Annotated in this window: 21 protein-coding genes; 3 read left to right on the top strand and 18 right to left on the bottom strand. The window is 29.5% G+C overall.

The genetic code is table 11. The annotated features are described in order from the left end of the window. Window positions 1-84 precede the first annotated feature (84 nt). The 7 genes from JRC48_RS12410 to JRC48_RS12380 all read right to left on the bottom strand — a co-directional run bounded on the left by JRC48_RS12410 (window position 85) and on the right by JRC48_RS12380 (window position 10219). Window positions 85-1260 (bottom strand): GHKL domain-containing protein, encoded by a 1176-nt coding sequence (locus JRC48_RS12410; protein WP_235069801.1) that lies wholly within the window; start codon window positions 1258-1260, stop codon window positions 85-87. Continuing rightward, window positions 1254-1967 (bottom strand): LytTR family DNA-binding domain-containing protein, encoded by a 714-nt coding sequence (locus tag JRC48_RS12405; protein ID WP_235069800.1) that lies wholly within the window; start codon window positions 1965-1967, stop codon window positions 1254-1256. Before JRC48_RS12405 ends, JRC48_RS12410 begins: the two co-directional genes overlap by 7 nt. A 322-nt stretch (window positions 1968-2289) precedes the next feature. Continuing rightward, window positions 2290-4518, bottom strand: coding sequence for a S8 family peptidase (locus tag JRC48_RS12400; RefSeq protein WP_235069799.1), 2229 nt, complete (start codon window positions 4516-4518; stop codon window positions 2290-2292). Window position 4519: 1 nt separating this feature from the next. Continuing rightward, window positions 4520-5563: an ATP-binding protein gene (locus JRC48_RS12395; RefSeq protein ID WP_235069798.1), complete on the bottom strand. Its 1044-nt coding sequence runs from the start codon at window positions 5561-5563 to the stop codon at window positions 4520-4522. Window positions 5564-6952: 1389 nt separating this feature from the next. Further along, window positions 6953-7717 (bottom strand): hypothetical protein, encoded by a 765-nt coding sequence (locus JRC48_RS12390; protein ID WP_235069797.1) that lies wholly within the window; start codon window positions 7715-7717, stop codon window positions 6953-6955. Window positions 7718-7744: 27 nt separating this feature from the next. Then, complete coding sequence (locus JRC48_RS12385; RefSeq protein WP_235069796.1) at window positions 7745-8446, bottom strand: hypothetical protein; 702 nt, start codon at window positions 8444-8446, stop codon at window positions 7745-7747. A gap of 78 nt (window positions 8447-8524) precedes the next feature. Beyond that, complete coding sequence (locus JRC48_RS12380) at window positions 8525-10219, bottom strand: ABC transporter ATP-binding protein (RefSeq protein ID WP_235069795.1); 1695 nt, start codon at window positions 10217-10219, stop codon at window positions 8525-8527. Between the two features lie 333 nt (window positions 10220-10552). Here JRC48_RS12380 and JRC48_RS12375 point away from each other — a divergent pair, with 333 nt between their 5' ends. Further along, window positions 10553-11497 (top strand): hypothetical protein, encoded by a 945-nt coding sequence (locus JRC48_RS12375; protein ID WP_235069794.1) that lies wholly within the window; start codon window positions 10553-10555, stop codon window positions 11495-11497. Between the two features lie 316 nt (window positions 11498-11813). On the opposite strand, the gene JRC48_RS12370 is transcribed toward JRC48_RS12375, so the two are convergent. The 9 genes from JRC48_RS12370 to JRC48_RS12330 form a co-directional block, all read right to left on the bottom strand. Beyond that, the gene (locus tag JRC48_RS12370; protein WP_235069793.1) at window positions 11814-12425 is read right to left on the bottom strand and encodes an ATP-binding cassette domain-containing protein; all 612 of its coding nucleotides are present in this window, start codon (window positions 12423-12425) and stop codon (window positions 11814-11816) included. Window positions 12426-13062: 637 nt separating this feature from the next. Next, on the bottom strand, window positions 13063-13698 hold the full coding sequence (locus JRC48_RS12365) for a hypothetical protein (protein WP_235069792.1): 636 nt from the start codon (window positions 13696-13698) through the stop codon (window positions 13063-13065). Beyond that, complete coding sequence (locus JRC48_RS12360) at window positions 13691-14575, bottom strand: hypothetical protein (RefSeq protein ID WP_235069791.1); 885 nt, start codon at window positions 14573-14575, stop codon at window positions 13691-13693. Before JRC48_RS12360 ends, JRC48_RS12365 begins: the two co-directional genes overlap by 8 nt. A gap of 62 nt (window positions 14576-14637) precedes the next feature. Further along, entirely contained in the window at window positions 14638-15069 is a 432-nt protein-coding gene (locus JRC48_RS12355) for a hypothetical protein (RefSeq protein WP_235069790.1), read from the bottom strand. 637 nt (window positions 15070-15706) lie between these two features. Then, a complete protein-coding gene (locus tag JRC48_RS12350) occupies window positions 15707-15934 on the bottom strand; it encodes a DUF3791 domain-containing protein (RefSeq protein ID WP_235069789.1) in 228 nt (75 codons plus the stop codon). Continuing rightward, entirely contained in the window at window positions 15934-16413 is a 480-nt protein-coding gene (locus tag JRC48_RS12345; RefSeq protein WP_235069788.1) for a DUF3990 domain-containing protein, read from the bottom strand. The genes JRC48_RS12350 and JRC48_RS12345 overlap by 1 nt, the downstream gene beginning before the upstream one ends. Continuing rightward, entirely contained in the window at window positions 16413-16637 is a 225-nt protein-coding gene (locus tag JRC48_RS12340) for a DUF3791 domain-containing protein (RefSeq protein WP_235071071.1), read from the bottom strand. Before JRC48_RS12340 ends, JRC48_RS12345 begins: the two co-directional genes overlap by 1 nt. A gap of 52 nt (window positions 16638-16689) precedes the next feature. Continuing rightward, on the bottom strand, window positions 16690-17460 hold the full coding sequence (locus tag JRC48_RS12335) for a Fic family protein (protein WP_235069787.1): 771 nt from the start codon (window positions 17458-17460) through the stop codon (window positions 16690-16692). A 460-nt stretch (window positions 17461-17920) separates the two neighbouring features. Next, on the bottom strand, window positions 17921-18466 hold the full coding sequence (locus tag JRC48_RS12330) for a GyrI-like domain-containing protein (RefSeq protein WP_235069786.1): 546 nt from the start codon (window positions 18464-18466) through the stop codon (window positions 17921-17923). A gap of 260 nt (window positions 18467-18726) precedes the next feature. On the opposite strand from JRC48_RS12330, the gene JRC48_RS12325 reads away from it, so the two are divergent. Beyond that, window positions 18727-18942, top strand: a complete 216-nt coding sequence (locus JRC48_RS12325) for a hypothetical protein (protein WP_235069785.1) — start codon at window positions 18727-18729, stop codon at window positions 18940-18942. Window positions 18943-19190: 248 nt separating this feature from the next. Here the strand turns inward: JRC48_RS12325 and JRC48_RS12320 are convergent, their stop codons facing one another. Next, window positions 19191-20129 carry a hypothetical protein gene (locus tag JRC48_RS12320; RefSeq protein WP_235069784.1) on the bottom strand — a complete coding sequence of 313 codons (939 nt, stop codon included), beginning with the start codon at window positions 20127-20129 and terminating at the stop codon, window positions 19191-19193. A gap of 286 nt (window positions 20130-20415) precedes the next feature. Here JRC48_RS12320 and JRC48_RS12315 point away from each other — a divergent pair, with 286 nt between their 5' ends. Beyond that, window positions 20416-21834, top strand: a complete 1419-nt coding sequence (locus JRC48_RS12315; RefSeq protein ID WP_235069783.1) for a VanZ family protein — start codon at window positions 20416-20418, stop codon at window positions 21832-21834. 108 nt (window positions 21835-21942) lie between these two features. Here JRC48_RS12315 and JRC48_RS12310 read toward each other — a convergent pair whose 3' ends face one another. Then, on the bottom strand, window positions 21943-22260 hold the full coding sequence (locus JRC48_RS12310) for a cation transporting ATPase C-terminal domain-containing protein (RefSeq protein WP_235069782.1): 318 nt from the start codon (window positions 22258-22260) through the stop codon (window positions 21943-21945). Window positions 22261-22382: the final 122 nt, after the last annotated feature.

The following is a 22382-nucleotide window of genomic DNA, read 5'->3' as shown; positions in this document are numbered from 1 at the left end:
GTTAATATCTACTATTTTAACATACATTTTAACGAATTTTGACTACAAGTATTTGAACTAGAAAACTATGAATTACATTTCTGTTTATATATATATTTGATCATCAATCACTTTTATCACATTTGATTTTGAATTAATAATCTTAATAATAATAAATCCTTTAATATCCCGACAAGTCACACTAATGTATTTTTTTGCACAAGATTCCATCTCTATACAAGCTTCAATTGCATTATCTAGAGCATTCGCAAACAGAGCGCATATCTCAAATTCCGCCATAAAATCTAATTTAGTTATTATAATATTATCCTCATATTCAATCCCATCTTTTTTACAACGATATATCTTTTCACCTAAAATGATATCTAATGTCCTATTTCCTGTATCCCTAAAATCTTCAAAACCTTCAATTTGCAATTCTAAATTAGTAATATAATCCTCTATTTCAGCTTTAGTTTGGAAATTTTTAAGACACAACAGATGATTTTTCAAATCATGATATACGTATCTTATCTGTCTATGGGCTTCATTTATCCGTTCATAATTTTGATAATTCACTTTAATTCGATTATTAATCAATTGAGATTCTAACCTTTTTTGTTTCTCTTTTAAAATTTTTCTAATAATGATTAGCAGTGAAATGGAAGATAACATTATCAAGACAGTGATTATAACTATCATTAAAATATTATATCGATTTTCAATATGTTGATTCAAATTATATCCATAGATGACTAATAAACTTGCTATATTCGTTGTCACAGGGATACCGATTAAAAAACTATCTTTCAACTTAAAGTCCACAGATAACTTAAAATACCTCCCCCCTATTAAAGTAATAAAAAGCAAAAATTTTGATAATACGATTGCTTGGAACCTTAAGGATCCCCCCCTTAATAATGGAGTAACACTATCAAGACCATTAAATAGAACCACCACTACTGTAGATATAGACTCGCTAATCATGAGGACAAGCCAAAACAATAGATTAACAATCATACATTTATAAAGACTATCTTCATATAAATATTTACAAAATAACACACCCATTACTATACATAAAATCATCCGCATATTAGGTGATATTTCTACAATATTCAAACATCCAATAACGAATAAAAGAAGAATAGCCACTAAGATATATTTTTTACTATTATCTTTTCTTCTTCCCACCCTATTAATTACAAAGAAAAAAATCAGCCAATCTATCTCAATCGTGAAAAAATCAATGAGCTTCCATAAAGTATCATGAGTTAACATACGATATCACCTAATGCATGCGTCATAGCAATCTTTAAACCTTTAAGTCGGTATTTACTAATAGGAATCTCTTGACCTTTTAGCATAACTGAATGATTTTCTATTGATTCTACGAACTTTAAATGAATGAGATAGCTGTTATGACATCTAAAAAAGCCATAACCATTTAGGCTTTTTTCTATTTGCGAAAGACTCATCCTAATTGTATATTGATTTTCAGATGTATAAATGATGATATTAGGACGCTGCGTTTCAATATAGATAATTGAATCAATCTCAATTCTATGAACAGAGTTTTTTACGTTAACAGTTAAGTAAGAACTTTTTTTTTGAAGAAGTTCATTAATACAAGGTAAAATATGTTTTAAAACCTTGTTTTCATTGATTGGTTTTAATATATATCGATAAGCCTTAACCTCATATCCTTCTTGTATAAAGTCAAGCAAAGAGGTCATAAAGATAATCTCTACTCTTTGATCAAAAACTCTAATTTCTCTTGTAGTATCCATCCCGTTTAATTTTTTCATTTGGATATCCATTATTAGTATATCTAAACGCTCAGGGTAGTTCGCTAAAAGCTCCTCACCTGATGAAAACTCATAAAAACGATACTCTATTGAACTTGATCTCAATATTGAATGCAATACCTCTTTTATCTTTGACCTAAAGTTTTCTTCATCATCACAAACTCCAATCTGGATAACCACTAAAAATCCCCCTTTCCCCTTCATTATTATACATATTTTATCAATTTTTTTAAAATTTTACAATTTTGTATTTTCTATAACGTGAATTGTCAATTTAAATCACACAATTATTTATCACAATTAATTAAATTTTATATTCATTTAAAGGCCTTCTTTGTATAGATTTGAATAGGTTACAATTAATTAGACAGTCTTTCTAGAACCTGTAGAATTATAAATAAAAAAGGAGGTTAGCATAACTAGCTAATCTCCCTCATTAATGTTCAGTATACTTTTCATTATATTGAATTCAATTTTAAATCTTTCGGAGTCATATCAGAATTTATTCAAATTCAATTGTTTCATTCGCAGTTTCATAAATATCGAGTCTATTTTCAATATTAATTCTATTAACTAACCACCCTCTAAAACTACATTGATGAATAAAATCTTCTATTCTATTTACTCCGTTAATTTCTTTTAACGTGACCACAACTCCAAATCGTATTCCTTCACCATCTCTACTATTCAATCTTTCTTTAGTCTTAATACTCATCCCCCACATTCTATCTTTATATACTTTTTTCCCCTTTGATCGTGGTTTAATTCCTTCACTAATATGTTTAATATTATCCCATTTTCTAAAAATTTTTCTCGCATCTTCTTCATGTAAATAATGATTTTCCCCTTCTATACTTTGTTTGTTCTCATTAACACTTTTAATTTCTCCCTTATTGTCCAAACGACCAAAGTAAATGTCTAGCTCTGTGTTCGTATAATCAACACCTTGGTTTCTTGAACATTTAGGAAAATAGCACAATGTCGCTTTTGCAATATAGGGATATTTATTATTAGCTACAGGAACCGGGAAGTTATAATTAAATGTATCGTACTGTTCAGAAATTCCTGACACTACAAATTTAATTTCATCATCAGGCGATTGAAGAATATCTTCTATTCTAACAGGAACCACACCATGCCCCTTTAGTGCTAAATCTAAAAAATCTGTATTCGCTTTCCATCCAATCGCAGAATCAATCAACATAGCTTTTGCAACCTCTCGATTAAGACCAATAATATCAATTAAATAAGATAATTTTCTAGCAATCCACGGTGCTGCATAAGATGTTCCTGAGACATAAGCCTTCCCTAAAGGTTCACAAACCGCCATGTAATTATCTGATGAACCACCATAATAACTTACATCTGGTTTTGTAAAAAATGATAAAACTATTCCTTGACGTGAATATGTCACTGGTTGTTTTTTTGAATCTACTGAATTTACTATTATTGAATTGATTGAGTCTGCTGGAGATCCAATTTTTTTCTCACCTTCAAAAGATCCTTTATTTGTTCCTGCAATTACAAAAATCACATCATTTTCAAATTGAATTTGATCAAGTACTGCAGCCTCTGCCGATATAAAATTTTTATTAATTTCTTCATTGGAACCTAAAGATAAATTCCAAACACGGATATCTGGATTTAGTGCAACTATTTCCTTTATTGAACGAATTATCGTAAATGAATTAAATGCACTGCGAGTCGCTACCCCAAAATGACGGACTTTAAACCTACCACAACCATCATCCAATTTTGGGTTTAAAGTTGGACCGTCAACAATTATAGAAGAGACTGCTGTCCCATGCCTATAGTCTTCTGAAGTAACGGGTATATTTTTATCAATCATATTATGAAACTCTACCCATTCACTAAAATAAACATTCTCATCAAATAAAGTATCAATCACACCAATTACTGGTTCTTGTTTTGGTCTAGGAATTAGATTTCGTTCGTATCCAACATTTTCTAAAAAATCGCTTGGTGCCAATTCAGATAGATTCTCAGTTGCCATCGCAACTAGATAAGGAGCCTTTTGCATCAAAATTTCTAAATAATTCGCATCCAACAAAACAGTTGTATCATTAATAATTCTATCATCTAAAACTTTAATACCAATTTTATTCAATAACTCTTTAGTATTCATATCTGTATTGTATATAGTAACAATAGCACTTTTATGTGATCCAAAATCACTATTTTCAACACCGAATTTTTCGACATAAGAGGAGTCAACAATAATATGTTGAAACTTTGTTTTTTTTATTGTGTATTTTTCAAAATCAATAGCATTTATATTGCTTTTTTCATTAAATTTAATATAATCTATTGAACCCCCGAATTCCTCATTCAAAATTCTAATTGCCTGTTCAATTGAAAGAATTGAGGCGTCGATGACTTCCATTGAAATATAATGCGTAATAATATGCTTATTACTTTTATCTGAGAATTTTGCACCAACTATCGATGAATTAGCAGGTTGTTTCGAGGATGATAAGAAACCACTAATCCTATTACTCTTGGCTACTACCTTGTTATAATAAACACTTATTAAAGCACCACTTAAAACTTCTTGTGATTCCCAGAATTCTTTGAGTACAATTAAATCAGTTCGCAAGCTTTCTAGATGAGAAACATTAACCATTGATCCTGAAGATAATCTGGGTGCCGCTGGTCTATTGTTACTTTTTTTTTGTTCAAATCTACCTTTTAGCTGCAAAATATCATTCATATTAATCCCCCTTTAACTCTCTTGCTACCTGGCTTTTCGATATCCCTGTAAGTACTTCAATTTCTCTAATAGTAAATCCTATATTATATAATTCTTTTAATCCGACTTCCTCAGAGTTTTTCACTACGTATTTTAGCAACCTTCTAAGATAGTCATACTCATTGTCAGGGGCACTAAATGCAAGTGAAATTTTAATCATATTTTTCAACTCTCCAGGATTCGGAATTTCATCCATACTTCGAATTATTTTTTTGAACAACTTCATATCTCTACCAGCATTTTTAAACTTCTTCAATAAAGAATTTAAAATTATTTCAGCAATTTCAACTAAGTCTTCTTTTTCATATCTATCGAAACTGATTACTGTATCAAACCTTCTAGTTAATGCTTTGTCAAATTTCTCAAATAGATTGGTAGTCGCCACTAAAACTACTTCCTCATTTAATTTGTCCAACTCTTTCAAAATTGTAGATGTAACTCGTCCCATTTCTCTTAAATCATTTGAATTAATCCTATCTAGTGCTATAGCATCAATTTCATCTAACAGTATCAATGCTTGAGTAGGAAAAGGCATCCGATTAATTTCATTGAACACAGTGACAATATTCTTTGAAGTTTGCCCCATTTTACTATCAATTAATTCGCTAAATTCAACGATATATAGTTGTCGTTCTAATAAACGTGCAACTTGCTTAACTGTTTCTGTTTTCCCAGTTCCTGGAGCTCCTTCAAATAAAAACTTATTAATTCCTACATTATGATTCACTGCATTTATGATACCCTTTATATCCTCAGCAATGGGTTTAGGGAGAGGAAGCGGTTCTGTGTTAAATTCAACTCTCTTTAAAAATAAACTTTCAAAAGCCTCCTCTTGTGGAATGAATGTATTGGTAGTCGATAAAAGACTCATAATATATTCTGCCAACTGATAATCACCAATTTGATCAAAATAACGTGCAATTTCAATAGCCTCATTTCTAAATTGAAACTCATTTTTTTCAGTATGGTATTTTATTAAATTTAATACATTTTTTTTCTTCAACATTAATCACTCCCATCTGTATTTAAATTCTTTTTCATCATTCCTATCAAGTAAATTATAACACACTTCGGGACAAAAAGTATATTTTTGGGACAATTTTAATCGATTATTATTCGAAATAAACTGAAATAAAAACAAATATTATCTTACTATAATGTTATAGTGTGCCATCTATGATACTAATTATTCGAACTTATCTTGATAGAGAATATCCAAAAATTCTACCACTTCAAAGAAAGAAAAAAATTCACTCTTTTTTTAATTATATTTCACCTTATATATATTTATCTTTTTACTACGAAACCAATCAATCATTAAATAATGAAATAATCTACGCCTTTTATTATTAAAAATTCTTCTATCTATTCCAAGCACTTTAACCGGGCAATTTTCAAAAATGTGTTAATTTTGGATTTTAACTTGACAATATTATAATGATAGATATAAAATAGACATTATTAAATTAGTGAGGTGAGCTACATGACAGGTCAAGAACTAATCGTTGTTCTAACGCTAATCTACCTTATCTGTAATAAGTAGTAGCGTAAAGTTAACAGAAAAGGGGCATTAATCTTAGCGCGCAAATTAGTGTTCCTAGAAAGTTAACTTGTACTAAAATAACTATTTTAGTCACCTGATCATAATGCCGAATATCAGCTTATATAAATATAATTAAATAGCAATAACTATACATAGGTGAAATACAATTCATATTTTTCTATATACTAACCATAGAAAAATATTTTGAAAAGAACTTATATCCAAATATTTTCCAGAATAAAAGTCCTTTTCATCTCATGTTAAAAAATTTCTACCATATATACACTTCAATTCTTAAAGATATACTTATAGAGTATTAGATAGTAACAGTAAATTAACCTAATTACATTTTATATCACTTTAATTTAAGCATATTCATACTAGCAAACTAATCTAATTACATTTTATATCACTTTAATTCATTGGTAATAATATACTTAATTAGTTAGATTTTGAATAAAAGATACCTTTGCGCGGAGGTATCTTTTATTTTTGAAAAAATCATAGTGTTAAATATCTTACATAAAAACACTAAGTTTAAATCTAATAAAAAAAAAGAATATGATTAAAATCTTGCTAGAAATTAAGAACTTAAATAAGATTTTTCAGTTCTATTTCGTACGTGTATTCTAACAGGTCCCCTCCTCATTCGAAGCATAGAAAAAGAGCTAAGTGGATGTAATAATCACTTAGCTCTTTTATATAATAGTAATTTTTTTTGCAACATTCGACATATATATTATCTCCTGACTAACTATCAAAGAAGTAATATATATTTATAAATGCAGTTGTTACATCTACTAGATGTAACTCCCCTATATTATCTAACTCATCTGTATATAAAAATTAATGTTATTTTGTTGTGGCTGGGAATGCTAGATCTGTCACGGATGGTAATGAGTTCGCGATATTTATTAGTTCCTCCCTTTCTTTTATATTCCCAGCTATAATAATAATCTTTTCTATATCATAGTAATACAAAAAATAATTTTCATAATCGTCTTTTGATATATATGCCTCATTTTCATTACTAAGTCTCACTTTTTGAGTCTCACTATTTTCAATAAAATGAAATCTATCCAATGTCGTAATGGTTATAATATTTTCTGGATCAACAAATACCCATAATTCTTGATTTTGTGAGTTAACTTCTACTTTTATTTTAAGAAAATTAAATTCTTCCATCGGCAGGTATAAGCCCTCTTTTTCCTTAAAAACAACATCTCCTATAGCCGATACTCTTAAAATAGCATCTAAAATCCACTCATCTTCCATATGATAAAGGAAGCTAGCATATCTATCCTTTCCCTCAGGAGAATGTATTGTCAATATCCCCTGATTGCCAATGATGGTTTCAGATATAATATCATTTTCAGTGGGTAATTGAGTACTTCCATCTTCAAAAATAACTTCAAATTGATGAGTAATAGCTTCCGAAGGTGTTTTACTGTGTTTTGGTGCTTCATTAATTTTTATTGATTCTACAATTTTTATGTTTTCTTCACTATTTTCTATATTAGCGTTACTACTGTACTCAGATTTAAAAGAATTCTCACAAGATAGAAGGAGTAATACAGAACAAAGTAATGAAAAAAAAGGTGTCATGTGCCATTTCATAAAGAGTGCTCCTTAGAAATAAATAATTTAATAGGGATATTTTTCTGTCTTTGCTAATTTTGCCTTATACTTTGGCCCTTTTACAGTAATATATCGTTTGTTACTCTGATTACAACTTTCTGTCAAATAATAATAATTACCTTTCCACGTTTCTGTATGAGCACCATAATCAATCCATCCCCAGTATCCTGGATCTACTGTTATAGTTGTTGCTTGCGAAGTAGTCCACGAATAACTACCACCTATTTCAAATCCAACTGTTGCTTCAATCACCTTCCAGTCAAATCCACCACTTCCTGTAATAGTACCTGAAACAGTTGCTGTACTACTAAGCTCAGATGTTTCTGTAATTGGCTTATTGGTTTTATTAATCACTCTAGTCCCCGATTTACCTAATGTAAAACCACTTGATGTTCTTGTACCATCGAACGCATTTCCCGCTATACACACGTTTGCGCATGGTTGACCCTCAGGTGTGCTTGCTTTATTTGTTAAATCATAGGGTAAATCAACCGTTAAACTTCCATTAATAAAATCATTTATTTGATTTTTGGGAACTTCATACTCAATTCCATCCACATAATAATAAGCATGTTGAATTGTTTGCGTTGCCATATCATCAATATTATTCTCCGTTGATTCAGCATGTACCTCTGAATTGAAATAAAAAAATAAAGAGGAGCAAACCGTCCCCACTAAAAGCATTTTAATAAATCTACAATTTTCCATATATCTTCCTCCCTATTGATTTTTCAAAACATCCATTTAATTTAATTAAAATATGTTGTTATTTTTATATAGTAATATTTACGATACAGTTTTCAAATTTTTGTAATGAGTGTCTGATTTTACCTTTCCTTGTTCCATTTCAATGATTCTAAAATCATCTTTGATAAATGTTTTTCGATGTGTTACGGATAAAACAGTAATTCTTTTTTCCTTACTGATGTTCTCTATTGTATTTAGAATTTTTTGTTCAGATTCTAAATCTAAACTTGACGTGATTTCATCTAATAAAAGTAATTTAGGTTGTTTCACGAGTGCCATCGCTAATGATAGTCGTTGACGTTCTCCCCCTGATAAGTTTAAGGCGTTTTCTGATAACTCGCTATCTAATCCTTGTGGAAGTCTCTCGATGACAGGTTGTAATTCTGCTAAGCGAATCGCTTCTAACATTTCTTTTTCTGTTGCTTTTGGATTAGCAATGAGCAAATTATATCGAAGCGTCCCTTTGAGTAAGTCCACATTTTGATTAACAAGAGCAATATTACTTCTTAAATTATTCATTGGGTAATTATTAATATCTACTCCATCAATTTGAATCATATGATTTGGCACACGATTAAACTTTAATAATAAATCTAATAACGTTGATTTTCCACAACCACTATCTCCAATAATCGTAACAAATTCACCTGGTTTTACTGAAAAGCTGATATCTTTTAAAATTTGACGTTGATCATAAGCAAATGATAAATGTTTAACTTCAATTTCTCCTTTTAAATGAGTTACTTTAGTTGAAGATGGCTCATCACTGTATTCATCATCTAATGCTAAAAATTTAAAGTTTTTATTTTGTAACCCTAACTGCTTTTGAACATAGACATTACTTCGAGCTAAACTATTCACTAAACTAAATAACGTTGGTAAATAGGTAATATAAGCAATCATTTCCCCAAGTGACATATTACCATTAATAACAGCAACAGCTCCTAAAATAAATCCAATTGCTAAAAATAATCCCCCAATAAATTCTTTCGATATCGATAACATAACCGTTTCCGCAATAACAGCTTTTCCAAAAATCTTTAAGTTATCTCTGTTAATTTTGTTAATTTCGTTAATTCGTTGTTGTTGTGCACACTGCGATTTAATTAATTTAATCAATTTAAATGATTCTGTAATTTTAGAATTAATATCTGAATTATAATCAGTTATTTGTGACGCTAATTTCTGTGAATATTTCCCTAAAAAGTGTGCTGGAATTAAAGAAAGTGGAACTGAAAGCAGCATTATCAATGTAATAGTGACATTCAACTTACATAAGATTCCTAATACGACTACAATCATAATTCCACTACAAATAACAGAAGGCAGATCATGAATCCAAAAATAGAAAAAATCCATTAAATCAACCCCAAGATATCCAGCTAACTCGCCTGAATCATGCTCTTTAAAAAAAGAAAGTGGCTGATTTAATAACTTTTCGAATATCTTACTTTTTACATCAAAAGCTAATTGCTTTACTTTAACATAAACATGATACGTAAATACTGTATGAATTGATGTTGAAATAAAGGGAATAGCCACCATAATAATCGTATAAATCAAAATATTTTTTAGATTTCCCTCCATAATATCTCTATCAATAATCTGTTGATACAAAGCTGGTGGAATTAGCGCCAATCCTTCAATCGCTAACAATAAAATCAAAGATAAAATAAAATAAATAGGATACTTCGATTCTTTTCGAAGTATCCTTTTAACTAACTTAACATCCATCAAGTTTATCACCTCTTACAACGAAAAAATTCAATTCTTTCATATTATTTATAAACTCGTTAACATCTTTTCTGATTATCTCTTCAATTTGATTACCATATTTCATTACCAACTGTTCAATAATCAGCTCTATATTTTTATATTCATATACTAGTAAAACCATAGAAATATAAACCCATATTAATTATAAATATTAATAATAAAATAGAGATTTTTTTTATCATCATTCATTCCTCCTCTTACAATCAATATGATATAATAATTTAAATAATTATTATTGGTCATTTTGACCATATTTTGAATTTTTTTGAAAAACAATAAGGTGAAGAGAATATGATTTGTAACTTTGACTATAACCAAGCATTAGAGTATATATTAAAAAAGGCTACATCCATAGGAATGAATAAATCTCAACTTATTGAAGGAATTTGTGATTATTCTAACTTTTCTAAAATGTGTAATGGAAAAAGAAAACCGAATTATGATTTAATTCTCCAGTTATCTCAAAAATTAAATATTAGTTTAATAGAGTTACAAATTCATAGCTCATTGAAGAATCCTGAAGAGTATTTAAAGCTACGTAAACAATTTCATGAATTCCGAGCAACTAGAAACTATCATGAAATTAAAAAACTTTATGTTTCTTACCAACCCCAAGAAATAGCTTCTGATATAAATGTTCAATTCCTCTTACTTTGGATGCAAGGAATTTATGAAGCGAATCAAAATCAAAATTATATGTATGCTATTGATTTATTCAGTAAGGCAATTAACCTCTTACAGCCAATGTTTTCAATTAAACAACCAAATTTAACTCTATTAACGATTGAACAACTAGATTTGGTACATGATATTTGCCTCTGCTATATGAACCTCGAAAAATATTCTCAAGCTATTTTAATTTATAAACAATTAATAGCCTATCTTGAAGATCATATTCTTTTGGATGATTTTTCTTTAATACCTAATTATTGTTATTCACTGGGAAGTATCTTACTTAAAACAAAAGAATACGAATGTTCTAAATTTTATTCTTTAAAAGGAGTCGAGTATTGTAATAAACATTTCAATTTGACTAAATTGCCCTTTCTTTACTGCAATCTTGCTATTTATGAACAAGTATCTAATAATTCAGCACAAGCAACCCAATATCTGATGGATGCTCTTTTCTTATTTAAAATGCAAAATAGACCTCCTTCTTTTTATAAAGGACTAAATGAATTTATAAAAAAATATAACTTTCATATTGATCTTAATAATCTTCAACTAGAATTTTAGTACTCATTACAAATACATTTAAACATCAATGAAGATGGGACGTGGATACTAACCGGAACGCCCCATACCCTAGCAAAGGAGGATTAGATTGTCTTTGACAATCTGCCAGGGAACCCATCTCCACCATAATATCCACGTCCGCAACTGTTACAGGAAAATGAATCAAAAGAAAAACCATTATCTGAGTTCAGAATTCATCTAAGTTAAGATAATGGTTTTTTATATGTGTCTAATTAATTGTAACTTATCCGAAATATTCTTTATCTACTTATGCTTCAATTATAAAATAAGGGGTATCTTATAAGTCTGTAATCGCTTAAGCTACGATTTCTTTAACCTGCCCGTTATTCAACTTAATTTTCACATCAAAGAAATCACTAATTTCTAGTGGAAGATTATGTGCTGCCACAACAATTAATTTCCCTTTTTTTTGTTCTTCTTTTAAAATCTCAAGTATACGATTTAAATTATCTTCATCTAGTGCATTAAAGGGTTCATCTAATAATAAGACATCTTGGTTTTCCATAATAGCTTGAGCAATTCCTAAACGTTGTTTCATTCCGAGCGAATACGTCTTAACCTTACGTTTTGCATCATTTAATAAATTCACACGTTCTAATGCCACATCAATTTCAGAATCGGCTATCTTATTTTGAATTGCCGCTAAATATTCTAAATTATAGCGCGCTGAATAATTTTCTAAGAACCCTGGTTTTTCAATTAAAACACCGTAAGAAAGCCCCTCTTTCTTCTGCACTTCTCCAGATGTTGGACGAATTAAACCTGATAATAAACGTAATAACATTGTCTTCCCACATCCATTATGTCCATGAAGAAGATATGCTTTTCCAAATTCGAATTCTAAATTAATATTTTTTAATACCTGATTATGCTTTATTTCTTTTGATACATTATTAATTTTAATCATTAGTTATCTCCCTCTTAAATACGCTCGTATTTACTAATAATAAAACTCGAAGCTATTATATTGAAAATAATAAAACTACAACTTATCATAAAACCATACACATATACACTTTTATCTTCTTTTACAAATAAGTACGCTGAGATTAAAATAATTGGTACCAAATAAATATAGTTCTGTTTCACCTTCAACAAATATAGAACAAATAAAAATCCAATGAAAGCATATAAGATGCCTAATATGTAAACATATCCGATTAACCATTCAGAACTAAACACAACCGCTCCAAACATTAAAATATCTAATATAACTTTAATTAATAAAATAGTAGAAATTGATATGAAACTAGATATTAGAAATTTTTTTACTATCAATTGACGATTATCTCTAATTAATATATAAATTAACATCGGTTCTACTTTATCAAATAGCAATACAAGTGGTGTAATTAAAATACTAGTATATAAAAAAATACTAATAAGAACCGACATTAAACTTCTATCCGATCCGTAGTCAATTCCAAATTGAATCCGAAGAATATCTGAACTATTTTCATTATTTAAATACAACAAATTAATCATGAAAAATAACACACTATAACTTCCTCTTCGATATACTGAATCTATTCCTAACTTACTCATCATAAAATTTCCTTACTCTTAATAGCATCATTAATAAAATGCAATATACCTACGCTCCCTATCACCAAAACAATGATAATCAATTGATTCGAGATTTCTAAAAATCGGACACCATTTATCATATCAGCGAGATAAATACAGCCCTTACCAATTAGAGAAGCGCCCAGAAATATACATACAGACAATTCATAATTTTCACTTTTTAAGTATGTATAAACTGTTGTACTAAAATAACATAGTCCGAATAAAAATAGTACGATAAATGAAAGTAACACTGAAGATACATCAGTAATTCTTTTAATTATAAGCAGTTCCATAAAGACATAAAAAATAACCAAACTACTTGAGTATAGCAAACTATTTCTTAAAATAAATTTCTGAATATACTCCTGTAAATCATTACTTTTCACTCTAACCATGAACATAGGTCTTAAAAATGGTGTAAATGTACATACTGCTAATATGAATAAGAATATAGCATGTTCAAATAATAATCTTGAAATACTGACTAAGCTGACTAATACGTTTTCTGATAAATTTGTTTTATACAAGTAAATAAAGCTTGAGAATACATACAAACAAACTAAAAATAATAAATACTTTAAAAGCTCTTTGAATTTTATCATTTTAAACATATTGATACTCCATTTTATATATACTTACACGGTAAAGAATTAATATACTAATAGCAATTAAAATAATTTGACCTATAACATACGGTGAAAATACTGTATAGTTATGAGTTAATCCACCAATGTAAACATCTGCAATAACGAAGTTAAATAAATGACTTACACCCTTTAATACATTACCTACTGATGATGCTATTATTAATATAATAAAATAACTTGCACATGGAAAAAGCTTTGCGATAACTTGACTTCTTGATAAATATCCTACAAAAGATCCTATCCATACTATGAATATTAGATAACTTGAAAACAGTAAGACATTACTATAGTAATATACGATATACATTAACGTATTATCTAAAGGCACGCCTAAAAATGAATCAATAATCCCATATGTCGTCATTCTTTCTACACCTATTTCAGGAGCCCCCCCTATTAAGCGTATAATAAACAAAATGATTGTAAAAGATACAAGATTAAAAATTAAAATATATAATGCTTGAATTGACATATACTGCTTAACATAAGTCGATGCTGTAATTCGAGCACGTAATTGATTTCCTATTCCTGTCATAACATGCTTGACAAAATAATCAGAAAATTTAATACCAAAGCAACCTAAGAAGATGATGAGTAATAAAGTTAGTTTATCATTATAAAAGTAATCTAACATATAACTATGCCAACTAAATCCTTTCACAATCCCTTCAAGAGTCTCATGCGATAAATCAAATTCTGGTTGGTTTAATTCTGCTAAAAACCCACTATGTGTACTGCTTGTGTCAGAAAAAATTATTAAACTTACTACTAATAAGATCACAAAAAACACTACAGTATCTTTTCCAAACAATAATCTTTTTAATTCTTTTTTACACAACATAATATCCACATCCTAATAAAGCGTACTATTGCAATAGTACGCTAAATCATTTTTAAATAAAATTAGTCTGCACTAATTTTAGCTGTTACAGTATCTGTTCCTATTTGATTCCAAGCAGCCTTTAGCCCAGCATAATAATAATGCCCTATAGCCTCCGAAGGTGATACTCCTGCTAAACTGCCCGAACCTTCATAGCCTGCCTTAGGCAAATCAATAGTTACCGAACGAGTTGCACCATCTGAGTTTACCAGTTTAAATGAAGGTGTTGACCACATTGTTTTATTTAGTGTTTTCACATGAAATGTTGCATTAGTAGTTCCTTTAGTATCCTTAATAGATGTACATCGTTTAAAGTTATTGCTATCTGAAATGGAACAATCACCTTCCGCCCCATAATACCAGTTACTTGCCTTTGTACTTACATTCGCTGCACTAACCATAGCGATAACACCCATTGCCCCTACAATAATCTTTACCTTTTTACTAATTTTCATAACTATCACCTTTTCTCTTTCCTAAATATTTTCTGTAATTATACAGGCTACTTAATCAACAACCCTAAATATATCCCCTGTTAATCACAGTTACAATATTACCATATATATAAAAAAATTGTAAATAATTGTAATATATAATTGGAAATATTATGTAGTATCAGATTTAATATTTCTTTCAATCAAATACTTTTAAAAATTATGGATGGGTAGGTTACAACTAATAGTTTTAATATTATTCTACTGAAAAAAATATTGATTAGAGTTAGGTATATTTTTCAAAAGAACTATAGTCTCACGTATAATCGAATATAAGATATATCTTTACTTATGCTTGGACGTGGATACTAACCGGAACGCCCCATCTCCACCAAAAAATTCTCGTCCGCAACTGTTACAGGAAAATGAACAAAACAAAAACCATTATCTGAGTTCAGATTCAATCTGATTTGAGATAATGGTTTTTTAGTTAAATTATTTTCGGTTAATTTCCTATTTTAACTCAATAAATCGATTGGTATTTTGTAAAGCATGTGAAACATTTTTTACTATATCATTATTTTCACCGTTATATTGTATTTATGAATTTACTCATTGAATATAAGATCTATTTGTATTGTATCTAACTATTTCATCTTTAATAATAACCAATATCTTTTTTCAGATGATATTCTAACATAAGTTCATCTACTAAATATCCATCACTATAACAATGTAAATCACTAATTCCTTGTGAAATGAGTTGATATGTTTTTGATGTATAGAATAACCCCATTGCTTCTTCTTCAGTTATATGAGCTTCTTTAGCTAAGTTATCAATAATTCTTGCAAATTTCCGTTGTAATAAGATTTTATTGGCTTCCATTACACATCTCTACTTTCTTTATAGGTCAAATAGTTATAAATGACTTCTTGATTAACGATGCAGATTTGAAAGTTTGGTTTATAATATTTTAATCTTCCTAAAGCCTCTTCTTTACTAATTAACTGATCCAAGTAAAGCTCAACTGTATTAAATACTTTATCATCTGCAATACCGCCTGCTATGACATCATAATCCTGATAAATCAATTCACCATTGCGGCACTTAATAATAAAGTCTAGCCATTCAGTATTGTATTCCTCAAATATTAGAGTGTGTAACTCTTGCTTTACTTTCTCAAAGTCAAACTCATACACATTTACAATACCTGGTTTTCCTAATCTCTTAAATCTAGATACCCAACTAACCGCTTGTTCTTCAATTGGAGTGACATAAAACCCTTTTCCAAAATCTAATTTATTTCTTGAATATTTAATATGTGGATTTATAATTTCACAGTAAGAACCATGATAAACTAGCATCAGATCAACTCCTTCTGCTTCATCATATCTATAATCTCATTTATAATATATTCCTTACTTTGTGTATGTAATGGCTCATAGGACGGCACAATATAGTCAAATAATAACCTACTTTTAACACCTAGTAATTGATAAATATCCTGTGCATTCATCTTTAAATATTCAGCAATATTTTCCACACAAAATACAGCAAACTCAATTTCTTTTTGACTCAAATAAAACACCTCCAAATAGCAATATCCTGTATCATTTTTATATTGATTGAAATTTGACTTCTTACCCAATTAAATATAAATAAGTATCAAAACTTCTATCGACTGCTTGTACAATAAATTCAATAAAATCATCCGTATTACCAGTCGTACTCGCTTTCTCTAATGCACTCATATAATCGACACGATCAGTATTTCTAATAACAGTTAATGGATATCCATTTCTTAATAAAATTAAGTTCATTAACAATCTCGCTGATCGACCATTTCCATCTATGGGTTCCCTAGCATTTTGTTCACAAAACAATCTCCCTTTGCTAGGGAAATTAGGATGGATATAAACATATTTAAAATGAAATAATGCTGCTAACTTTACGGGATGCATAGTTTGTTTATTTTCATGATACCAATCTAATAATTCCCTCATTTTATCTTCTACAAGAAAGTATTCTGGTGGTCGATGCATACTACCATTCGCTTTTCGATAAACACCAGCATTAGGATTATCAATACTCTTTAAAATAATGTGATGAAGATCTCGAATGACCCTTTCTGATAAATCAAACTCTTTACTAACAACATCTTGTACATAATCAATCGCTTCTTTATGATTTAAAACCTCGAGATGTTCTCTTAAACTTTTCCCACCACCTATTGTTAAACCGTCTTCTAAAATCACTTTTGTTTCAGTAATCGTTAACGTATTTCCTTCAATGGCATTTGAGTTATAAGTAAATTCAACATCAAAATATTTCTTTAAATTAGTTAAAACTTCTCTACTTAACGGGCGCTTACTATCTAAAAATTGTTTCTTATCATCTAATATTGCAAACATAAATCGTCACCTCCCTCGATAAATTTATTTATTTTATTATGGACTGTTGAAGTCGTTTATTGCAATCATCTAAGTAACATTAATTACTTTAAATAGTTATACTAAGACAATTATATCATAAGTGTGCTATCCATTTATGATATAGAGATTTATTTATTATAGTATTCCATCCATCTCTGGACGTGGATACTAACCGGAATGCCCGCACCCTAGCAACGGAGGATTCGATTGTCTTTGACAATCACCAGGGAACCCACCTCCACCATAAAATTCTAGTCCGCAACTGTTACAGAAAAATGAATCAAAAGAAAAAGATTAATCTGAGTATAGTAAGATCTACTAAACTGAGATTAATCTTTTTTACTTTTTAATAAGTTTTTATAAATTAATTACTTCTTCTAACTTTATATTTTAATATTGTTTTTAGCTTGTCTGTATCAACTCTTCTTACGTCAGATAACTAGATTTCTCGATGAGCTAATGTCTTAATTTCTAGTCCATTTTCATCAACGAATTCTTTCATTTGTTTAAATGATTCAGGTTCATGATCATAAGATCCTATGTGCATCATTTGAACAGCTAATCCATCTTCTATTTCATCAAAGTAGACTTCTTTAAGTAAGGCGTGTGGTTTTTTCTTATTTACAATTTCAAATGCCTTCTCTACAACCTCTTGATTAACAAACTCTGGTTGTCGAATCATGATCGTATATAACAATTCGTCTTTATCGAATTTTTGACGCCCTTTCTCTGTTAAATCCCACACTCCTTCTAGTGGATAAACGGTATACTCGAAGTACCCTTCCGGTGTGAACCCATTCTTTGGCATCATTCTAATCGCATATGCTAGAGAGTATAACACTCCAATTCGTTCGGAAAAGTCTTCATTATTAGGATTTCCTTTTCCCTTTATACAAAAAAACTTTTGTTTAGGAACGACTACTAACTCGGGCTTAGTTTTAGGGGCATATAACTTTTTCTCATGCTTTCTATACTCATGCTTCATTGTGCTTAACCTCTTCTCATTATTAAATGTTATTCTACTAACTATCATTAAGTAGTTGATAGTTTTATTATAAGATGAGTTGTTTATATTACCAAGATTTCTTTCAACTGATCTCATGTATAATTAATGCATATATATAAGAAAGGCTCTGACATACTCTGATAAGAATTCTAAACGAAATATAAAAAATATCCCATAAGATATACGAAGAGTCTCAGAAAAAAGTGTATAATAAACTTAGAGAATTAGGAGGTCAAAATATGATAGATGCAAACTTAGATTTATTAGAAAACGTATTAGACTGTATGGTCGATTTAAAAGACTCCCCAAATAGGCTAAGTAGCATGAAAGATAGTGAGTTAGAAGAATTATTAAGTGATTTAGAATCATTGAATAATCAATTAGATATAGCCATTAAAAATCAAAAGCCTCTTATGGATATAAAAAAGTTACAATCTTTCTTAAATAAGTATTAGATTGACTTGTAACAATACATACAACAGCTAAAGGCTGTTTTTTATAGTAAACATCATTATTACTATAACAAGTTTTATTCATTCCATAAACTCCCAGATTAATGGATCTTTTAAATTTACAGGGCGTGTCAATTCTCTCTCTAAAACAGCTACACCTGTCAAACTTTCAAATAAAAAACATATCTAAGAACAGAAAGATCTTCTGAATTTAGATATGTTTTTTTATTATAGGGTGTCACTTTGGTTAACTAATAGTCCCACACTCCTTTTATAGTTCTAATTCTTTTAACTTGATGACTTGGCATTATAATTTCATTCGCTTTGGCTTCAAAGTCATCCCAGTTAGCTCCATCTTTTAAAATGAACAATGCTGTAATTGCTTTTTGATTAAGAAGATTGAATTGATAGTTCTTTTCTATTTCAGCCCACCATGATTTATTTTGATATACTTTTTTATGAGCATTATGAGCATTGTCAAAATAGAAGTTACGGGCATATTCAACAAATGTTTCAGGAACAAAAATCTCATTTGAAAGTTCAGGAACCTCATCTGTTTCATTTTGAGTGTATATGCCGATCACTTTAAATTCGTAAGTTTCCTTAGTCACTAAGTTACTATCTACATAAAGCTTGGCTAAATCCAAATCCTCATTCGTGAATGGAATAAAGTAGACATTATTATCTAAAGAGAAATTGGAACCAATTGTTAGATGATTAATATTCGCAAATTCTTCTGAAACTAAAACAGGTACTTTTTCAAAGTTAGTTTTCATTAACTCTTCTTCATTAAAACTTCGGCCTTCTTTTAGCAGAATCACCCCTTCTTTTAAAAGAGCAAAATGACAGCTTGAAACACCTCTAACGAAAAATTGATTAAATAATGTAGATTCGTTTTCATACGGATTTTTCAACTCTTGATTATATAACACAAAATCTAAACTGTATTCTACCTCTTGTACTTCGTCTAGTTTAGCCATTTGATTGACCTGTTCAAGTGTGACATTCTCATAATTTGGATCCATCACACTGACATTTGGATTAAATGTAATTCTCGCCATTGAAGAGAGCTGATTAGGTGACGATTTGACTGTTGTGATCATAGACTGACCACTCATTGTATTCATGTAGAAAAAAGTGATCAAACACATAGCGAATACAAAAACCTTAATCATTGCTTTGCGATTCATTTCATGCCTCCTAAAATCATTTAAACTTTATTTATATTGTGCTAATCTACGTGATATGTATTCTAAAAATAGACTGATTTTTCTTAATTGGCCACTTTTCATTTAAAAGTTAATTTGTAGATTTCCGGGGAAATATAGATTTTAGGAAAGAAGGATTTAATGCTTACTTTAAGATTTATAGATCTTTATTTATTAAGAAAATCTTAAGATTTATGATGATAATTTCTTAAGTTTTTCTCAGTATAATGAATAACTGTTAATAAATTAGATTTTGGAGGAGCTATACATGGATATTATGACAATTATATATCGATTAATTCCTTGGATTTTGTTAGCGTGCATCGTGTTAGCGACGCTTGTGATTGCTTATTTACTTTATCAAAAGTTTATTAAAAAAACAAAACCAGGTTTTTCTGCTAAATCAACTACACTTCTTTTATTAATTAGTTGGCTCGTGATTGTTTTAGGTTTAACTTCATTTAGTCGTGGAGCCAACTATTCAAACATGATTAATTTAAATCTTTTTAGCGGATACAAAAATGCTTGGAATCAATGGTCTTTAAAAGAGTTCCAATTAATTACTTTTAATATGCTGATGTTTACACCGTTAGGGTTCCTATTACCCCTTTATAGTGATAAATTCAAACGATTTTTACCCACATTTATTGTTTCTTTTTCCGTCACTCTCTTAATTGAAGTCTTCCAATGGGTGACTCATCTTGGAATTTTCGAGTTAGACGATCTTTTCCACAATACACTCGGAAGTTTAGTGGGCTACTTTTTCATGATGGCTATTTTAGATTGTCGTAAGCAAAAGCGTTTTGTTTTATCGTCAATCTTTAAGGCGTTAATGATTCCTTTAGCTTTTGTTGGCTTAATTGGCTCAGCCTTTATTGTCTATGAAACTAAAGAGTTTGGTAATTTATCTATTATTCCAGATAAGAAACAAAACATGGACCATATTTCTGTTAATCTAGAAACCGATCTTAGTGAAAATCAATCCACTGCAGCTATTTATGTCAATGAAGCTGTGCATAATGTTGAAAAAGCAAAAGAAGTCGCAAAATTACTACAACATGAATTTGGACTAACTCAACAAGGAAGTATGGTCATTGATAATCATAACCGTACTTTTATTCTGACTGATTCAAATCAACATCAATATCAGTTAACTTATTTTTTAAGAGATGGATCATGGTCCTTAACGAATCCATCATGGGAGGTTGAACAAAAATATACGACTCATTTGGATTCATTAAAAAATGATTACCAAGCGTTCATGGAGAAGTATGAATTAATTCCAAGTGAAGCGATTTATTCGTTACAAGATGAATCTATTCTTCGCTGGGATGTGTCAGCTCCTAGTGACTTGTCTTCATACAATCAAGATTTTCAGACAGGTATGGTCATGATTACGCCTTCTGATCAAAAAGTACCTAATGATTTCTTATTCGCTATCGTTACTAATCATTATGTAAAACAAGTGGATATTATTTCTGAACAAGAGGCTTTTGAGCAGATTATGAACGGTAACTTTTATGTTTATAACGACTTAGTTTCTGGTGATCATTTAGTGATTACGGATTGTCAGTTGAATTATTTTTATGATACAAAAGGATACTATCAACCTATTTATACGTTTGAGGCTTACTTAAATAATGATGACTATCCTCTACAAATTCAAATTCCTGCTTTAAAACATTAATCTTTAACGCGCGATAATCACTTTTTATATAGAAAAAGAAGCTAACCCACTGGTTAGCTTCTTTTATGTTTCTCAATAAAATCTTTATAAGAATTAATTTTTCAACTCTCACTTTTTCATTGTTCTTAGAATAAATTTAACTAAATCATTAACTACAATGATCATTGAAGCTAAAGCTAAAACTTTTATCCACATGATAAAACTTAATAGCACTGAGTTGAAGAATGCATTAAAGATTTGTGTAAATAAAATTTGCATAGCTCCTGTCAATAAGATCACTTTAATCGCTAATTTATTTTTCATAAAGTTTGGAATGATACTATCTGTTCCAAACTCACGACACTTAAAGGCATTAAATAAAGCACTAAAAGCAAAAATTGAAAATATAACCGTTCCCATTTCAGCTATTAAATTTAGTTGCAACAAAAAAACGAGATCACATATAGCTAAAAAAGCTATACATGAGTCTCGTTTTTTTAGATTAGATCAGACCAAAGTTAATATGTTGACCTAACCACATATTTCTATGCAAACTACTCTCTCAGGAA

Origin of the sequence: Turicibacter sp. TJ11 (assembly GCF_021497505.1) — a bacterium.
Classification (GTDB): Bacteria; Bacillota_I; Bacilli_A; order MOL361; family Turicibacteraceae; genus Turicibacter.
This window is presented reverse-complemented; position numbering and strand designations above follow the sequence as displayed.

Excerpts from the sequence above, each read along its gene's own strand:
- JRC48_RS12410 (WP_235069801.1), bottom strand. The coding sequence starts at position 1,260 with ATGTTAACTCATGATACTTTATGGAAGCTCATTGATTTTTTCACGATT.
- JRC48_RS12400 (WP_235069799.1), bottom strand. The coding sequence starts at position 4,518 with ATGAATGATATTTTGCAGCTAAAAGGTAGATTTGAACAAAAAAAAAGT.
- JRC48_RS12395 (WP_235069798.1), bottom strand. The coding sequence starts at position 5,563 with ATGTTGAAGAAAAAAAATGTATTAAATTTAATAAAATACCATACTGAA.
- JRC48_RS12390 (WP_235069797.1), bottom strand. The coding sequence starts at position 7,717 with ATGAAATGGCACATGACACCTTTTTTTTCATTACTTTGTTCTGTATTA.
- JRC48_RS12385 (WP_235069796.1), bottom strand. The coding sequence starts at position 8,446 with ATGGAAAATTGTAGATTTATTAAAATGCTTTTAGTGGGGACGGTTTGC.
- JRC48_RS12380 (WP_235069795.1), bottom strand. The coding sequence starts at position 10,219 with ATGGATGTTAAGTTAGTTAAAAGGATACTTCGAAAAGAATCGAAGTAT.
- JRC48_RS12375 (WP_235069794.1), top strand. The coding sequence starts at position 10,553 with ATGATTTGTAACTTTGACTATAACCAAGCATTAGAGTATATATTAAAA.
- JRC48_RS12370 (WP_235069793.1), bottom strand. The coding sequence starts at position 12,425 with ATGATTAAAATTAATAATGTATCAAAAGAAATAAAGCATAATCAGGTA.
- JRC48_RS12365 (WP_235069792.1), bottom strand. The coding sequence starts at position 13,698 with ATGTTTAAAATGATAAAATTCAAAGAGCTTTTAAAGTATTTATTATTT.
- JRC48_RS12360 (WP_235069791.1), bottom strand. The coding sequence starts at position 14,575 with ATGTTGTGTAAAAAAGAATTAAAAAGATTATTGTTTGGAAAAGATACT.
- JRC48_RS12355 (WP_235069790.1), bottom strand. The coding sequence starts at position 15,069 with ATGAAAATTAGTAAAAAGGTAAAGATTATTGTAGGGGCAATGGGTGTT.
- JRC48_RS12350 (WP_235069789.1), bottom strand. The coding sequence starts at position 15,934 with ATGGAAGCCAATAAAATCTTATTACAACGGAAATTTGCAAGAATTATT.
- JRC48_RS12345 (WP_235069788.1), bottom strand. The coding sequence starts at position 16,413 with ATGCTAGTTTATCATGGTTCTTACTGTGAAATTATAAATCCACATATT.
- JRC48_RS12335 (WP_235069787.1), bottom strand. The coding sequence starts at position 17,460 with ATGTTTGCAATATTAGATGATAAGAAACAATTTTTAGATAGTAAGCGC.
- JRC48_RS12330 (WP_235069786.1), bottom strand. The coding sequence starts at position 18,466 with ATGAAGCATGAGTATAGAAAGCATGAGAAAAAGTTATATGCCCCTAAA.
- JRC48_RS12325 (WP_235069785.1), top strand. The coding sequence starts at position 18,727 with ATGATAGATGCAAACTTAGATTTATTAGAAAACGTATTAGACTGTATG.
- JRC48_RS12320 (WP_235069784.1), bottom strand. The coding sequence starts at position 20,129 with ATGAATCGCAAAGCAATGATTAAGGTTTTTGTATTCGCTATGTGTTTG.
- JRC48_RS12315 (WP_235069783.1), top strand. The coding sequence starts at position 20,416 with ATGGATATTATGACAATTATATATCGATTAATTCCTTGGATTTTGTTA.